The following is a 15,350-nucleotide window of genomic DNA, read 5'->3' as shown; positions in this document are numbered from 1 at the left end:
GGTGGCCGGCAGGAAAACTCAAGAAGCCAGTGGCGATACTTGCCAAAGCCCGTTCTGCTGAATCAATTGCCGGTCGCAGTCCGCATCACGGGCGGCGGCCAAAGGTTGTCCAGGCAACGCCTGAACGACACGCTGACCCTCACTGCGCAACTGGCAAACCTGCTGCCAGAGTGCCGCATCCGTACTGTCAGGCATCCAGATACCGCCAGACGGTAGCTCGATTTCAGCACGCCCCAGGGTCACCAGGGTTTTCAAATCGGTAGAGAAGCCGGTCGCCGGACGGGCACGACCGAAGTCGGCGCCGATGTCATCGTAACGACCGCCCTGAGCGATGGACTGACCCACGCCCGGTACAAACACCGCGAACACCACACCGGTGTGGTAGTGGTAGCCGCGCAGCTCACCCAGATCGAAGTACAACGGCAGATCCGGGAAGCGCGCCGACAGACGCTCGGCGATCGCCAGCAAGTCTTCCAGCGCGGCCAGCACCGGCGCCGGCGCATTGGCCAGACGCTCACGGGCGGCGGCCAGCACTTCACGCCCGCCACACAGATCGACCAGCGCCCGCAGCATGCCGGACAAGTCCGCCGGCAAGCCTTCGGTCAAGGTAATGACCTCGTCGATGGCCTTGCGTTGCAACGCATCGAACAACTGCTGCTCGACTTCACCCGACAGACCGGCAGCACGTGCCAGTCCACGGTAGATGCCGACATGACCGAGGTCCATGTGTACATCCGGCACATCGGCCAGTTGCAGCATGGCCAGCATCAGGCTGATCACTTCAACGTCACTGCTCGGGCTGGCGTCGCCGTACAACTCGGCGCCCAACTGGATCGGGCTGCGCGAGGACGACAGTGCACGCGGCTGGGCATGCAGCACGCTGCCGGCGTAGCACAGACGGCTCGGGCCTTCGCGACGCAAAGTGTGCGCATCGATGCGCGCCACTTGCGGCGTGATGTCGGCACGGAACCCCATCTGCCGGCCCGATTGCGGGTCGATGACCTTGAAGGTCCGCAGATCCAGGTCCTGGCCCGCACCGGTCAGCAGGGATTCCAGGTACTCGATATGGGGAGTCACGACAAACTCGTAACCCCAGCTCTGGAACAGATCCAACACCTGACGACGCGCGACTTCAATGCGCGCCGCTTCCGGTGGCAGTACTTCTTCGATGCCATCTGGCAGCAGCCAGCGGTCTACCGTTGCCATTACGCCATTCCCCTTTGATCCGGGCGGCCAGCCTGCGGGCGAGCCTTGAGTGAAGCAGAAAATGACCGGCCCGTTCAAAACGCACGCGCATGAACGACGCGGCGAAAGGCCTGTTACCGGCTTCGCCCATCACTTTCCTCGAAAATCTCTCGGGCCATTCAACCCGATGCCTGCAACAAAAAACAGCAATCAAACGTGCAGACGCAAAAAAGCCGGGAATTTCCCGGCTGCCGCATCATACACACGTTTTCCCAAAGGATCACCCCGCCCGAGGTTTTAGCCGCCGGGCGGAGCGATTCAGGTCAACGTCGCATCAAGGCTTGGACTTTTCCAGATAGCGGAAGAAGTCGCTGCTTGGGTCGAGAACCATGACGTCGGATTTGTTCGCGAAGCTTTCACGGTAGGCACGCAGGCTACGGTAGAAACCGTAGAACTCCTGATCCTGACCGTAGGCCTTGGAGTAGATCGCAGCAGCCTGGGCATCACCATCACCGCGAACCTCTTCTGATTCACGATAGGCTTCAGCCAGCAGTACGCGGCGTTGACGATCGGCGTCGGCACGAATGCCCTCGGCCAGTTCGTTACCCTTGGCGCGGTGCTCGCGAGCTTCACGCTCACGCTCGGTGCTCATACGCTCGAACACGCTGCGGTTCACTTCCTTCGGCAGATCGATGGCCTTGACCCGGACATCGACCACTTCGATACCCAGCTCTTTTTCCGCCATCGAGTTCAGCGACGCGGTGATGTCAGCCATCAGCGCATCACGCTCACCCGACACCACTTCGTGCAGGGTGCGCTTGCCGAACTGGTCACGCAGGCCCGACTCCAGACGACGGGACAGACGTTCGTCGGCGATCTGCTTGAGGCCGGAAGTCGCGGTGTAGAAGCGCTCGGCATCTTTCACCCGCCACTTGGCGTAGGCATCGACCATCACGGCTTTCTTTTCCAGGGTCAGGAAACGCTGTGTCGGTGCGTCCAGCGTCATCAGACGTGCGTCAAATTTACGCACCTGGTTAACGTAAGGCACCTTCACATGCAGACCCGGCTGAACATCAGCCTGAACCACACGGCCGAACTGCAGCAACACCGCGCGCTCGGTCTGAGCCACGATGTAGAAGCAGTTCCAGCCAACCAGAACCACAACGACGCCAACAATCAGGGCGATCAGCGATTTATTGCTCATCAGCGGGTCTCCCTTGTGCGTGTCTGCGGCAGGTCAGTGACATGCGGCACGACGTCCGTGTTGTTGCTGGCAGCGGCCGAACCGGTCACTGGTGCATTGCTGCCACCCGAGCTGTTCTGAATCATCTTGTCCAACGGCAGGTAAAGCAGGTTGCTCTGGCCGTTCTTGTTGCCGGTCACGAGTACCTTGCTGGTATTGCTGAAGACTTCCTGCATGGTGTCCAGGTACAGACGCTGGCGGGTGACTTCAGGTGCCTTGCGATACTCGGCCACCAGTTTGGTGAAGCGGTCAGCCTCACCCTTGGCGCGCGAGATCGTCTCGTCACGGTAACCATTGGCATCTTCGAGGATGCGCTGGGCCTGACCACGGGCTTCCGGCACGACGCCGTTGGCATAGGTTTCAGCCTGGTTGCGCGAACGCTGCTCGTCTTCACGGGCGCGGATCACGTCGTCGAAGGCTTCCTGCACTTCACGCGGGGCTGCCGCGTTCTGCACGTTGACCTGAGTGACGGTGATGCCGGTGCGATAGGTATCGAGGAAGCGTTGCAGACGCTCCTTGATTTCGCTGGCCATCAGTTCACGACCTTCGGTCAGCACCTGGTCCATGGCGGTCGAACCCACCACGTGGCGCAGGGCGCTGTCGGTCGCATGCTGCAGGCTGATTTCCGGCTGATCGACGTTCAGCACGAAGTCCTGCAGGTTGGTGATCTTGTACTGCACGGTCAGCGGCACTTCGACGATGTTTTCGTCTTCGGTCAGCATCTGGCCCTGCTTGGTGTACGCACGCTCACGCGTGACGTTTTCCATGTACTTCTTGTCGATCGGCGGGAAATAGATGTTCAGGCCCGGGCCGACAGTCTCGTAGTACTTGCCGAAGCGCAGCACCACGGCTTGCTCCTGCTCGTCGACTACATAGACCGCGCTGTACAGCCAGACAGCCGCCAGCACCACGAGGCCGATGCCGAGCAGACCGCCGAAGCCGCCACCACTCCTGCCCGAACCACCGCCGTCATCACCACCGCGTTTCTTACCACCACCGAACAACCCGTTCAGGCTTTCCTGCAGCTTTCGGAAGGCCTCGTCGAGATCCGGTGGCCCCTTGCGGTCGCCGTTATTGCGGCGCTTGCCACCCCAGGGATCCTGATTATTCGAGTTGCCACCCGGCTCATTCCAAGCCATAGCGCTCTCCATCTGATAAAGCAAAGACGCACCCACGGCGCGCCGACCAATGCTACAGAATGCCTGCCGTTGCGGCACAACCGCTTTGCCAGGCTTTTATTGCAAAGTGTGTTGCTCGATGAATTCCATCGGCTGCAATCCTTCGCGGCTTACCAGTCGATTCAACTCGACCCGGGGCAAACGAACGGCCAGCAGGCAGATGCCTTCCTCGTCGTGCTCTTCTTTCTGCACCGCACCGAGTTCGAAGAACTGCGCACGCAGTCGAGCGAACCGTTGCGGCAAGCGCAATGTCCCCACGAACAAATCACTGCCCAGCAACTCGGCAATGGCTTGTTCCAGCAATTCCAGACCCGTGCCATCGCGCGCCGACAGCCAGACCCGTTGCGGCTTGCCATCGGCATCGCGCTGGATCTGTGGCTCAACGCCTTCAAGCAAATCGAGTTTGTTGTATACCTCAAGGATCGGCAAGTCCTGAGCCCCGATCTCCCCCAGCACCACCATCACCTGCTCGATCTGCAACATGCGATCCGGTTCAGCCGCATCGATCACGTGCAACAACAGGTCGGAGTTACTCGACTCTTCGAGCGTAGACCGAAATGCCTCGACCAGCTTGTGCGGCAAGTGGCGAATGAAACCCACGGTGTCCGCGAGAACAATCGGCCCCAGGTCGTCCAGTTCCAGACGGCGCAAGGTCGGGTCGAGGGTGGCGAACAGCTGGTCAGCCGCGTACACCTCGGACTTGGTCACGTTATTGAACAGCGTGGACTTGCCGGCGTTGGTATAGCCCACCAGGGACACGGTCGGAATATCCGCACGCGAACGGCCGCGTCGCGATTGCTCGCGCTGGCTGCGTACTTTTTCCAGTCGACCCTTGATCTGGCGCAGGCGCACCCGCAGCAGACGGCGGTCGGTTTCGAGTTGGGTTTCACCCGGGCCACGCATGCCAATACCGCCACCCTGACGCTCAAGGTGAGTCCAGCCGCGAACCAGGCGGGTGCTCATGTGATCAAGCTGGGCCAGTTCTACCTGGAGCTTGCCTTCATGGGTACGGGCGCGCTGGGCGAAAATATCGAGAATCAGGCCGGTACGGTCGATCACGCGACACTCGAAAACACGTTCGAGGTTACGTTCCTGACTGGGCGTGAGAATGTGATTGAAAATCACCAGATCGGCTTCTTCAGCCTTGACCAGGTCGCGCAGTTCCTCGACCTTGCCGCTGCCGATCAGGAATTTGGCGGTTGGCCGATGACGCGGTACGTTAAAAAACGCAACGGTCTCGGCGCCCGCCGAATTAGCCAATTCCTGAAACTCCTGCGGATCTTCGCGCGCCTCAGGGTCCTGACCATCCAAGTGAACGAGGATCACTCGCTCACCACCACCGTGGCGCTCAAAGAACAAAGGAGACTCCTATCAGGCGTTACCTGGCTCAGCGTCACCTGCATCGGATTCGGTTGCGCTAGGCAGACGAATTGGACGTACTGGCACGACTGTCGAGATAGCGTGTTTGTAAACCATCTGGCTTACGGTGTTTTTCAGCAGGATAACGAACTGGTCGAACGACTCGATCGTGCCCTGCAGTTTGATACCGTTGACCAGGTAGATGGAAACCCCAACTTTCTCTTTACGTAAAGTATTCAAGTAAGGGTCTTGTAGCGAATGCCCTTTTGACATGTGCCGCACTCCTTTAAGGATTCAATAATAAAAATAGGTAATTCAGATGGCTTTGGCCGCCACACCCCCAAGGATAGACGGCAATTGCAAGGACTCAGCTCAATATGGAGATGGTCCCAAGGTATTTCAAGGCGCGTGGCAGATTGTCGCAATCAAGACTGTCCAGCCAGTGCAGATCATCCCAGCTGCGCAGCCAGGTGAACTGGCGCTTGGCCAATTGACGCGTGGCAATGATGCCGCGTTCCTGCATTTCGGCTAACGACAGCTTGCCGTCCAGATAGTCCCAGACTTGGCGGTAGCCTACCGCACGTATAGACGGCAACCCCGAATGCAGGTCACTTCTTTTACGCAGGGCTACGACCTCGTCGATGAACCCCTGTTCCAGCATATTTGTGAATCTTTGTTTAATGCGCTCGTGCAGTACCTGACGATTTGCCGGAGCAATGGCCAAGTTCGCGACAGTATAGGGCAATTGTTGCCGTCCCGAAGCGGCTGCTTCAGTACTTTGCGCAGATTGTTGCTGACGCAGGGCGGTCATGCTCTGGCCGCTGACCCGATAGACCTCCAGCGCACGACTCAGGCGCTGTGGATCATTGGGGTGAATGCGCGCCGCCGACTCCGGGTCGATCACCGCCAACTGCTCGTGCAGGGCTTGCCAGCCAAGGCGTGCAGCCTCTGCTTCGATCTGCGCGCGGACCTCCGGGTCCGCGGCCGGCATGTCCGCCAGACCATCGACCAACGCCTTGTAATAAAGCATCGTGCCGCCCACCAGCAGCGGAATTTTCCCGCGTGCGGTGATTTCAGCCATGGCCTGCAGGGCATCGCGGCGGAAATCGGCGGCGGAATAGGCCTCTGCCGGGTCGAGAATGTCGATCAGGCGATGCGGGAACTCGGCCAGCAGTTCTTTCGAAGGCTTGGCGGTGCCGATGTCCATGCCACGATAGACCAACGCCGAATCGACGCTGATCAGCTCGCACGGCAGCACCTTGGTCAGCTCGATGGCGAGGTCGGTCTTGCCCGCAGCGGTCGGGCCCATCAGGAAAATCGCTGGAGGAAGCTGGCTCATCAACGACCGCGCAGGAACAGTTTGTCCAGATCGTCCAGGCCCAATTGGGTCCAGGTCGGTCGGCCATGGTTGCATTGACCGCTGCGCTCGGTGTTTTCCATGTCACGCAGCAGGCCGTTCATTTCCGGCAGGGCCAGGCGCCGGTTGGCGCGGATCGCGCCGTGGCAGGCCATGGTGCCGAGCAGTTCGTTCAGGTGGGCCTGAATCCGGTCGCTGGTGCCGTATTCCATCAGGTCCGACAGCACATCGCCTACCAACCGGTTAGCCTCGGCCTGTTTGAGCAGCGCCGGAATCTGTCGGATCGCCAGGGTTTCCGGCCCCAGACGCTGCAGCTCGAAGCCCAGTCGCTGGAACCACGCAGCGTGTTCTTCGGCGCAATCGGCTTCACGCTGACTGACCGCCAGCGATTCCGGCACCAGCAATGGCTGGCCGCTCAGGCCTTCACTGGCCATGGCGATCTTCAGGCGTTCATACATGATCCGCTCGTGAGCGGCGTGCATGTCCACCAGCACCAGCCCCTGAGCGTTCTCGGACAAAATATAGATGCCCTTGAGCTGTGCCAGTGCGTAACCGAGCGGCGGAATGTCTTCCTGACCGGCCGGCAGCGCGTTGGCATTGGCCTCAGGCAGCGGCGCGAAAAACTCGCGGTAGGCAGCCTGCGCCTCGCCGGCTGGCGGCACCGCAGATTGCGGCCGCGGCGTGTACTGATACTGATAAGCGCCGCCAGCACTGCCCCCGGACGAGGTATTGAACGCCGGTTGCGCCTGCGGCTGCTCCAGCAGCGCGTTGGCCGCCAGACGCATTTCGCCCTGCGGGCCGAACTCACCGGCCTCGATGCCGGTTGGGCGGACGACGGCAGTGGTGACAGAACCGGCAAGCTGATCTTCCGGACGCACATCACCCAGCGCGCGGTGCAACGTGCCATAAAGGAAGTCATGCACCATGCGTCCGTCACGGAAGCGCACTTCGTGCTTGGTCGGGTGCACGTTGACGTCGACCGCTGCCGGATCGACCTCGAAAAACAGCGCGAAGGTCGGATGACGACCATTGAACAACACGTCGCGGTAGGCCTGGCGCACCGCGTGGGCCACCAGTTTGTCGCGCACCGCGCGGCCATTCACAAAGAAATACTGCAAATCCGCCTGACTGCGGTTGAACGTCGGCAAGCCGACCCAGCCCCAGAGGTGCAGGCCATTGCGCTCGATCTCGATCGGCAGCGCCTGCTCAAGAAAGCCCGAGCCGCAAATCGCCGCCACACGCCGGGCGCGGGCCGCGTCATCATGGGCTTCGTGCAGGCTGAGGATGGTCTTGCCGTTGTGGCGCAGATGGAACGCCACGTCGAAACGCGCCAGCGCCAAACGCTTGATCACTTCTTGCAGATGATCGAATTCGGTTTTTTCGGTCTTGAGAAACTTGCGCCGCGCAGGCGTGTTGAAGAACAGGTCGCGCACTTCCACCGATGTACCCACCGGATGCGCCGCCGGCTGAACACGAGGCGCCATGTCGCGGCCCTCGGTCTCCACCTGCCAGGCCTGATCGGCATCGCGGGTGCGCGAGGTCAGGGTCAGGCGCGCCACGGAGCTGATCGACGCCAGTGCTTCACCGCGAAAACCGAGGCTCATCACCTGTTCGAGGTCTTCGAGGTTGCGAATCTTGCTGGTGGCGTGACGGGCCAGCGCCAGCGGCAGGTCGTCGGCGGAAATACCGCTACCGTCGTCACGCACCCGCAGCAGCTTGACGCCACCCTGTTCAACATCGACATCGATGCGCTTGGCACCGGAGTCGAGGCTGTTTTCCAGCAGTTCCTTGATCACCGAAGCCGGGCGTTCAACTACCTCACCGGCGGCGATCTGGTTCGCCAGCCGTGGGCTGAGCAGTTCGATGCGTGCGGCGTTCAGCAGCTGATTCATTCTTTGGACGCCAGTTCGGTGCCAGGAATGGTCAGGTGCTGACCGATTTTCAGCTCATCGCTGCTGAGATTGTTGGCACTGCGCAGGGTCGCTGGCGACACCTGGTAACGCACCGCAATCATCGCCAGCGTCTCGCCCGGACTCACGCGGTGATCACGCGGGCCCTGGGCGATCTTGCCGGAGTCACGCAGCCAGGCAATGTAAGTGCCTGGCGGCGGGTTTTGCTGGAAGAACTGGCGCACGCCGCTGCTGATCGAACGGGCCAGCGCCTGCTGGTGGCTCGACGCCGAGAGCTTGTTCGCTTCGTTGGCGTTGGAGATAAATCCGGTTTCGACGAGGATCGACGGGATGTCAGGCGATTTCAGCACCATGAACCCGGCCTGTTCCACGCGCTGCTTGTGCAGTGGCGTCACGCGACCGATGTTGGTCAGGACTTTCTGGCCGACGTTGAGGCTAGACGTCAGCGACGCGGTCATCGACAGGTCGAGCAGCACACCGGCGAGCATGCGGTCCTTGTCGTCGAGGCTGACGTTGCCGGCACCGCCGATCAGGTCGGAACGGTTTTCGCTGTCGGCCAGCCAACGGGCGGTCTCCGACGTTGCGCCGCGATCAGACAGGGCAAACACCGAGGCGCCGAAAGCTGCCGCAGACGGCGCGGCGTCGGCGTGGATCGAGACGAACAGGTCTGCGCCCTTCTTGCGCGCAATTTCAGTACGCCCGCGCAACGGGATGAAGTAGTCGCCGGTACGGGTCAGCTCGGCGCGAAAGCCTTTCATGCCGTTGACCTGACGCTGCAGTTCGCGGGCAATCTGCAACACCACGTCTTTCTCACGCTGGCCGCGCGAGCCGGACGCACCCGGGTCTTCGCCGCCGTGGCCGGCGTCGATCACCACAATGATGTCGCGTTTTCCGGCCGGGGCCGGCGGCAACTTGATGGCAGGCTCCGAAGGCGTGACCGGCACGGCGGGTACCGTCGCCACTTGTGGCGTCGGCGCAGGCGGCGGCGCGGCATCGGCCGGGTTGTCGAACAGGTCGACCACCAGACGGTTGCCGTATTGCGCGTTCGGCGCCAGCGAGAAGCTTTTCGGAGTGACGGCCTTTTTCAGATCGATGACCACCCGCAGGTCGGTCGGCGTGCGCTGGGCCGAACGCATTGCGGTGATCGGCGTGTTGGCGGTCGAGACTTTCAACGGTGCACCGAGGGTGGCGCCATTGATGTCGATCACCAGCCGATCCGGTGCGGTCAGGGTGAAGACGCTGTGCTGCACCGGGCCGCTCAGGTCAAAGACCAGTCGCGTGTTGTCCGGCGCCCGCCACAGGCGCACGCTGTTGACCTTTGTGTCGGCCACAGCGTTGACGGCCACTGCCATCAACATCAGTCCTGCGGCAGCCACCAACGCGCGAAAGCGCATACCTAACCCCATCATTTAATTGGATTCCAATGCCAAAGCGGCACACCAGGTCTCACCACGCGAGCCCTGGGATAAAATTTTCAGCGAACGCCCGCTGTCTTGCGGGCTAATGGTAATGGTCAGGTCAGGCTTTGGCAAAAAGCCTGCACCTTTATCGGGCCACTCGATCAGGCACAGGGCATCGTCTTCGAAATAGTCGCGGATGCCAAGAAACTCCAGCTCCTCCGGATCGACCAGGCGATACAGGTCGAAGTGAAAGGCGCGCACATCACCAATCTCGTAGGGCTCGACCAGGGTGAAGGTCGGACTTTTTACCGCGCCGACGTGCCCCAGTCCACGAATAATGCCCCGCGACAGCGTGGTCTTGCCCATGCCCAGGTTGCCTTCGAGAAAAATCAGGCCATGGCCTTGGGTAACGCGGGCGATCCGTGCGCCAAAGTCGCTCATGGCCTGTTCATCGGCCAGGTACAGGGTTACTTCAGACACGGTGCATGCTCCTCCAACAACTGACGAATGGCTGGAATCAGATCACTGGCCGCCAGCCCACGGCCGAATTTACCTTGTTGCGCGCCGGCACTGGCGTGCAGCCAGACCGCCAGGCACGCCGCCTCAAAGCCGTCCATGCCTTGCGCCAGCAGCGCGCCGGTCAGACCAGCGAGTACATCGCCAAGACCGGCAGTGGCCATGGCAGGATGGCCCTGATGACACAGCGCCAGACGCCCATCGGGATGGGCGATCAAGCTGCCTGCGCCTTTGAGCACGACCACGGCCGAATATTTCTTGCTCAGCGCATGCGCCGCGGCCGGACGATCGGCCTGCACGTCGGCGGTACTGATGCCCAACAGGCGCGCTGCCTCACCCGGATGCGGGGTGATCACGCAATCCTTGGGCAGACGAACAAAACCGCTGGCCAGCAGATTCAATGCATCGGCGTCCCACACCTGTGGCAGCGCCGCGTTCGCCGCAGCCGACAACAGCGCCCGCCCCCAACTCGCTTGCCCCAATCCCGGCCCGACGACCAGCACTGAGACTTTCTCCAGCAAGCCCATCAATTGATTGGCCGATGAAGCACCCAGCGCCATGGCCTCCGGCACGCGGCTCAGCGCTGCCGGGACATGCTCCGGGCGCGTCGCCAGTGAGACCATGCCCGCGCCGCTGCGCAAGGCAGCTTCAGTACTCAGCAGGATCGCCCCGCCAAAGCCATGATCGCCGCCGATCAACAGCACATGACCAAAGCGGCCTTTATGGGACGTCGGGGCACGCGCAGCCAGACGCGGCAGATTAGCGGCGTTGAGCCGGCGCGCGGTGACAGGAATGTCAGCATAGGTTTCAGGTGCCGCTTGCAGATCGTTGAACACCAGTTCGCCGACACAGTCTGCCGCGTCACCGGTGAACAGCCCCAGCTTCAAGCCGATGAAAGTGACCGTGAGATCCGCGCGCACGGCGAGGCCCAGCACTCGCCCGGTGTCGGCCGACAATCCGGACGGCATATCGACCGCCACCACCGGCAGGCCGCTGGCGTTGATTGCGGCAATAGCCTCGGCGTAGGGCTCACGCACCTCGCCACTCAAACCAGTGCCGAGCAGCGCATCGAGGACCACACCGCGCAATTCGACCTGAGCGTTCCAGCCCTGCACCGCGACACCTTCGGCCAGTGCCTCGGCATGCGCCAGCGCTGCGTCGCCCTGCAAACGCTGCGGTTCACCGACCGTCAGCACCCGCACCGCCCAACCGGCACGCTGCGCCAGCACGGCCAGCAAATAGCCGTCGCCGGCGTTGTTGCCACGGCCGGCCAGCACGGTCAGTTCAGTCGCTGCAGGCCAGCGCCGCACCAGCGCGCGCCAGCACGCATACGCGGCGCGCTGCATCAATTCGAAGCCCGGCGTGCCGGCGGCGATCAGCCGGGCGTCGAGTGCCCGCACCTGGGCGGCAGCGTACAGCGCGTCGGGTAATTCATCTTTCGTGTGCGGCATGCGTCTTCGGGCTCCGATGTCTGGCAGAATTATACGCACCTCAGCTCCGGTTTCTCTCGCCTCATGTCCGCCATCACCACAGATCTGCCCACCCTCGCCCAATCGATCAAGGATTGGGGCCGCGAGCTGGGCTTCCAGCAAGTCGGCATCAGCGGTCTGGACCTGGCCGAGCATGAGCAGCACCTTGAGCGCTGGCTCGCCGCCGGCTACCACGGCGAAATGGACTATATGGGCGCCCATGGCAGCAAACGCTCGCACCCCGAAGAGCTGGTGCCAGGCACGTTGCGCGTGGTTTCGCTGCGCATGGATTACCTGCCCGGTGACACGCAAATGGCGCAAATGCTCGCGCAACCGGAAAAAGCCTACGTCTCGCGTTATGCCTTGGGCCGCGATTACCACAAATTGATCCGTAAACGCGTACAACAATTGGCCGACAAGATTCAGGCCGAGATCGGCCCGTTCGGTTTCCGCGCCTTCGTCGACAGCGCTCCGGTGCTGGAAAAGGCCATCGCCGAGCAGGCCGGACTGGGCTGGATCGGCAAAAACACCCTGGTGCTGAACCGCAAGGCCGGCAGCTATTTCTTCCTGAGCGAACTGTTCGTCGATCTGCCACTGCCGGTGGACGAACCGCACAACACCGAACATTGCGGGCGCTGCACTGCGTGTCTGGACATCTGCCCGACCAACGCTTTCGTCGGCCCGTATGTGCTGGACGCGCGCCGCTGCATCTCTTACCTGACCATCGAACTGAAAAACGCCATCCCCGAAGATCTGCGTCCACTGATCGGCAACCGGGTGTTCGGCTGCGACGACTGCCAGATCGTCTGCCCGTGGAACCGCTTCGCCCGACCGTCTGGAGAAAGCGACTTCAAGCCACGGCACAACCTCGACAACGCCGAACTGGCCGAACTGTTCCTGTGGGACGAGGACAAATTCCTCAGCAGCACCGAAGGCTCGCCGCTGCGCCGCGCCGGCTACGAGCGCTGGTTGCGCAACCTGGCCGTGGGCCTCGGTAATGCGCCGTCGAGCATTCCGGTGCTGGAAGCGCTGAAGGCGCGCCGCGACTACCCTTCAGAGCTGGTGCGTGAACACGTCGAGTGGGCGCTGAAACAGCACGCCGAGCGTCAAGGTGCGTCGTTGTAGACGAACTTGGGCATTTCCCAGTGGAACCGGATCGCCAGCAGCCGCAGCAGAAAGCCGCCGAACAAGGTGATCAGGATTGCCTGCTCGCTCGGCACATTCAGATACAGACAGAGCATGTAGCACCACGCGGCCGCGAATGACACGCTGGCGTACAGCTCACGGCGGAAGATCAGCGGGATGTCATTGCAGAAGATGTCGCGCAGGATGCCGCCGAACACCCCGGTGATCACGCCGCTGACCGAAGCCACCAGCATGCCGTGGCCCATTTCCAGTGCCGTCATGCAGCCGATCAACGTGAACGCCACCAGGCCGACCGCATCGAGCACCAGAAACAGCGAGCGCAGGTGGCGCATCCAGCGGGCGGTGAACACGGTGAGCATCGCTGCCGCCGAGGTCAGCACCAGGTATTCCGGGTGTTTGACCCAGGTCAGCGGGTAATGCCCGAGCAACACGTCGCGCACCGAGCCGCCACCCAGCGCGGTGACGCAGGCGATCAGCACCACACCGAACCAGTCCATGCCGCGCCGTCCGGCAGACAGCGCGCCGGTCATGGCTTCAGCGGTAATGGCGATCAGATAGAGCATCAGCAACATGGCAGCGGTCCTGGCAGGAAGGCGCGCAGTCTAGCCATTTCAGCGCCGCACCAGAAGGGGGCGCGCTCGGGGATGCATGTCTGACTTGAATCTTCCGGTGACCCTGACGCCCTCTTCGCGAGCAAGCCCGCTCCCACAGGGGGAACGCATTCCAGATTGTGGGAGCGGGCTTGCTCGCGAAGATGTCAGTGCAGACACCGCTCAATCAGAACTTGATGAAGTGCTTGCGGTAGTGCTGCAGCTCGGCGATGGATTCGCGGATGTCGTCCAGTGCCAAATGCGTGCTGCCCTTCTTGAAGCTGTCGCGTACGTCCGGCGCCCAGCGCGCGGCCAGCTCCTTGAGCGTGGACACGTCGAGGTTGCGGTAGTGGAAGTAGCTTTCCAGCCCTTTCATGTGCGTATAAAGGAAGCGGCGGTCCTGGCAGATGCTGTTGCCGCAGATCGGCGACTTGCCCTTCGGTACCCACTTCTCAAGGAACGCGATGGTCTCGGCCTCGGCTTCGGCCATGCTGATGCGGCTGTCGCGCACGCGCTGGGTCAGGCCCGAGTTGCCGTGGGTGCGGGTGTTCCACTCGTCCATGCGGGCGAGCACTTCGTCACTGTGGTGAATGGCGATCACCGGGCCTTCGGCCAGGGTGTTCAGGTCACTGTCGGTGACGATGGTGGCCATTTCGATGATGACGTCGTTTTCCGGATCCAGACCGGTCATTTCCAGGTCGATCCAGATCAGGTTCTGCGGGTTTTGCATATTCGGGCTCCTAGGCAATGCTGCGCAGTTTAGCCTAGGCCGGTGCCCGGGCGTGCTAAACTCGCGGCCGTTTTACCTAATCGCTGCATTCTTCAGACGGAACACCCATGGCCAAACGCCAACTCAATCGTCGTCAAAACTGGCGCATCGAAAAGATTCAGGGCGAACGCGCTGCCCGCGCCGCCAAACGCGAGTCCTCGGCGGTCGAAGCGCTCGAGGGTGGCGACCTGGGCCCGGAACAAACAGGTCTGGTGATCGCCCACTTCGGTGTGCAGGTCGAGGTCGAAGCTGTTGACGGCGATCAGGCCGGCCAGGTGTTCCGCTGCCACTTGCGCGCCAACCTGCCAGCACTGGTGACCGGCGACACCGTCGTCTGGCGCGCCGGCAACCAGGGCATCGGGGTGATCGTCGCGCAACTGCCGCGCACCACCGAACTGTGCCGCCCGGACAGCCGTGGTCAGCTCAAACCCGTCGCGGCCAACGTCGACATGATCGTCATCGTCTTCGCGCCACTGCCTGAGCCTCACGCCAACCTGATCGACCGTTATCTGGTCGCCGCTGAACACGCCGGCATCCGCCCGTTGCTGCTGCTGAACAAGTTCGACCTGATCGACGAGCAGAACGCCCCGGCGCTCAATGCGCTGCTGGCGGTGTATCGCACGCTGGGTTATCCGGTGCTGGAAGTCTCGGCGCATCACGGCAACGGCATGGAGCAGTTGCAGAAGCAGCTCGACGGGCGCATCAGCGTGTTCGTCGGCCAGTCCGGTGTCGGCAAGTCGTCGCTGGTCAACAGCCTGCTGCCGGAAGTCGAAACCCGCGTCGGACCGTTGTCCGAGCTGTCCGGCCAGGGCACGCACACCACGACCACCGCGCGCCTGTTCCACTTCCCCGGTGGCGGTGAGTTGATCGACTCCCCGGGTATCCGTGAATTCGGTCTCGGCCACGTCAGCCGCGCCGACGTCGAAGCCGGCTTCATCGAGTTCGATGATCTGCTCGGCACCTGCCGCTTCCGCGACTGCAAGCATGATCGCGAGCCGGGCTGTGCACTGCTCAAGGCCCTGGAAGATGGCCGCGTGCAGCAGCAGCGAATGAACAGCTATCGCTCGATCATCGCCAGCCTGCCGGAAAACGGCTACTAAACATCTGCACCGGCAGCACCTCGCCCGAGGGCTGCCGGATGTCGGATCGCGTCTGACACCTCCCCGATTCAATTAAACGTCAGACCTTTCTGACAGACCCGCCCACGCCTGCTTGCAGGACATTTCTC

At 62.1% G+C, this 15,350-nt stretch carries 14 protein-coding genes; 2 read left to right on the top strand and 12 right to left on the bottom strand.

Annotated features, from left to right (window positions below):
• Positions 1-18: 18 nt before the first annotated feature.
• The 10 genes from AC0J41_RS00900 to AC0J41_RS00855 form a co-directional block, all read right to left on the bottom strand.
• Positions 19-1,206, bottom strand: coding sequence for an ATP phosphoribosyltransferase regulatory subunit (locus tag AC0J41_RS00900; RefSeq protein ID WP_102358186.1), 1,188 nt, complete (start codon positions 1,204-1,206; stop codon positions 19-21).
• 313 nt (positions 1,207-1,519) lie between these two features.
• A complete protein-coding gene (gene hflC, locus AC0J41_RS00895; protein WP_025110148.1) occupies positions 1,520-2,389 on the bottom strand; it encodes a protease modulator HflC in 870 nt (289 codons plus the stop codon).
• A complete protein-coding gene (hflK, locus tag AC0J41_RS00890) occupies positions 2,389-3,567 on the bottom strand; it encodes an FtsH protease activity modulator HflK (RefSeq protein ID WP_025110149.1) in 1,179 nt (392 codons plus the stop codon). The genes hflC and hflK overlap by 1 nt, the downstream gene beginning before the upstream one ends.
• Before the next feature lie 96 nt (positions 3,568-3,663).
• Complete coding sequence (gene hflX, locus AC0J41_RS00885; protein WP_025110150.1) at positions 3,664-4,965, bottom strand: ribosome rescue GTPase HflX; 1,302 nt, start codon at positions 4,963-4,965, stop codon at positions 3,664-3,666.
• Positions 4,966-4,977: 12 nt separating this feature from the next.
• Positions 4,978-5,238: an RNA chaperone Hfq gene (gene hfq / locus AC0J41_RS00880; protein ID WP_003221112.1), complete on the bottom strand. Its 261-nt coding sequence runs from the start codon at positions 5,236-5,238 to the stop codon at positions 4,978-4,980.
• Between the two features lie 94 nt (positions 5,239-5,332).
• Positions 5,333-6,304 (bottom strand): tRNA (adenosine(37)-N6)-dimethylallyltransferase MiaA, encoded by a 972-nt coding sequence (gene miaA / locus AC0J41_RS00875; protein ID WP_025110151.1) that lies wholly within the window; start codon positions 6,302-6,304, stop codon positions 5,333-5,335.
• Positions 6,304-8,205: a DNA mismatch repair endonuclease MutL gene (gene mutL, locus AC0J41_RS00870; RefSeq protein WP_473015961.1), complete on the bottom strand. Its 1,902-nt coding sequence runs from the start codon at positions 8,203-8,205 to the stop codon at positions 6,304-6,306. Before mutL ends, miaA begins: the two co-directional genes overlap by 1 nt.
• Before the next feature lie 5 nt (positions 8,206-8,210).
• Positions 8,211-9,590, bottom strand: coding sequence for an N-acetylmuramoyl-L-alanine amidase (locus AC0J41_RS00865; protein WP_473015960.1), 1,380 nt, complete (start codon positions 9,588-9,590; stop codon positions 8,211-8,213).
• A gap of 51 nt (positions 9,591-9,641) precedes the next feature.
• Positions 9,642-10,112, bottom strand: coding sequence for a tRNA (adenosine(37)-N6)-threonylcarbamoyltransferase complex ATPase subunit type 1 TsaE (gene tsaE, locus AC0J41_RS00860; protein WP_025110154.1), 471 nt, complete (start codon positions 10,110-10,112; stop codon positions 9,642-9,644).
• The gene (locus AC0J41_RS00855; protein ID WP_473014314.1) at positions 10,100-11,599 is read right to left on the bottom strand and encodes an NAD(P)H-hydrate dehydratase; all 1,500 of its coding nucleotides are present in this window, start codon (positions 11,597-11,599) and stop codon (positions 10,100-10,102) included. Before AC0J41_RS00855 ends, tsaE begins: the two co-directional genes overlap by 13 nt.
• Positions 11,600-11,662: 63 nt before the next feature.
• On the opposite strand from AC0J41_RS00855, the gene queG reads away from it, so the two are divergent.
• Positions 11,663-12,742, top strand: a complete 1,080-nt coding sequence (gene queG / locus AC0J41_RS00850; RefSeq protein WP_473014313.1) for a tRNA epoxyqueuosine(34) reductase QueG — start codon at positions 11,663-11,665, stop codon at positions 12,740-12,742.
• Here the strand turns inward: queG and AC0J41_RS00845 are convergent.
• Positions 12,724-13,335 carry a trimeric intracellular cation channel family protein gene (locus AC0J41_RS00845; RefSeq protein WP_003221099.1) on the bottom strand — a complete coding sequence of 204 codons (612 nt, stop codon included), beginning with the start codon at positions 13,333-13,335 and terminating at the stop codon, positions 12,724-12,726. The genes queG and AC0J41_RS00845 overlap by 19 nt on opposite strands.
• Positions 13,336-13,540: 205 nt before the next feature.
• Positions 13,541-14,083 carry an oligoribonuclease gene (orn, locus tag AC0J41_RS00840; protein ID WP_025110157.1) on the bottom strand — a complete coding sequence of 181 codons (543 nt, stop codon included), beginning with the start codon at positions 14,081-14,083 and terminating at the stop codon, positions 13,541-13,543.
• 107 nt (positions 14,084-14,190) lie between these two features.
• Between orn and rsgA the strand changes: the two genes are divergently transcribed.
• Complete coding sequence (rsgA, locus tag AC0J41_RS00835; RefSeq protein ID WP_025110158.1) at positions 14,191-15,222, top strand: small ribosomal subunit biogenesis GTPase RsgA; 1,032 nt, start codon at positions 14,191-14,193, stop codon at positions 15,220-15,222.
• The last annotated feature ends 128 nt before the right edge of the window (positions 15,223-15,350 follow it).

This window comes from Pseudomonas sp. Arb-4-2C (assembly GCF_055755015.1).
Note: the sequence above shows the minus strand (reverse complement) of the source record. Positions and strands in the feature narration are given on the sequence as shown.

Excerpts from the sequence above, each read along its gene's own strand:
- miaA (WP_025110151.1), bottom strand. The coding sequence starts at position 6,304 with ATGAGCCAGCTTCCTCCAGCGATTTTCCTGATGGGCCCGACCGCTGCG.
- AC0J41_RS00900 (WP_102358186.1), bottom strand. The coding sequence starts at position 1,206 with ATGGCAACGGTAGACCGCTGGCTGCTGCCAGATGGCATCGAAGAAGTA.
- queG (WP_473014313.1), top strand. The coding sequence starts at position 11,663 with ATGTCCGCCATCACCACAGATCTGCCCACCCTCGCCCAATCGATCAAG.
- rsgA (WP_025110158.1), top strand. The coding sequence starts at position 14,191 with ATGGCCAAACGCCAACTCAATCGTCGTCAAAACTGGCGCATCGAAAAG.
- AC0J41_RS00845 (WP_003221099.1), bottom strand. The coding sequence starts at position 13,335 with ATGTTGCTGATGCTCTATCTGATCGCCATTACCGCTGAAGCCATGACC.
- AC0J41_RS00855 (WP_473014314.1), bottom strand. The coding sequence starts at position 11,599 with ATGCCGCACACGAAAGATGAATTACCCGACGCGCTGTACGCTGCCGCC.
- hflK (WP_025110149.1), bottom strand. The coding sequence starts at position 3,567 with ATGGCTTGGAATGAGCCGGGTGGCAACTCGAATAATCAGGATCCCTGG.
- hflC (WP_025110148.1), bottom strand. The coding sequence starts at position 2,389 with ATGAGCAATAAATCGCTGATCGCCCTGATTGTTGGCGTCGTTGTGGTT.
- AC0J41_RS00865 (WP_473015960.1), bottom strand. The coding sequence starts at position 9,590 with ATGTTGATGGCAGTGGCCGTCAACGCTGTGGCCGACACAAAGGTCAAC.
- hfq (WP_003221112.1), bottom strand. The coding sequence starts at position 5,238 with ATGTCAAAAGGGCATTCGCTACAAGACCCTTACTTGAATACTTTACGT.
- orn (WP_025110157.1), bottom strand. The coding sequence starts at position 14,083 with ATGCAAAACCCGCAGAACCTGATCTGGATCGACCTGGAAATGACCGGT.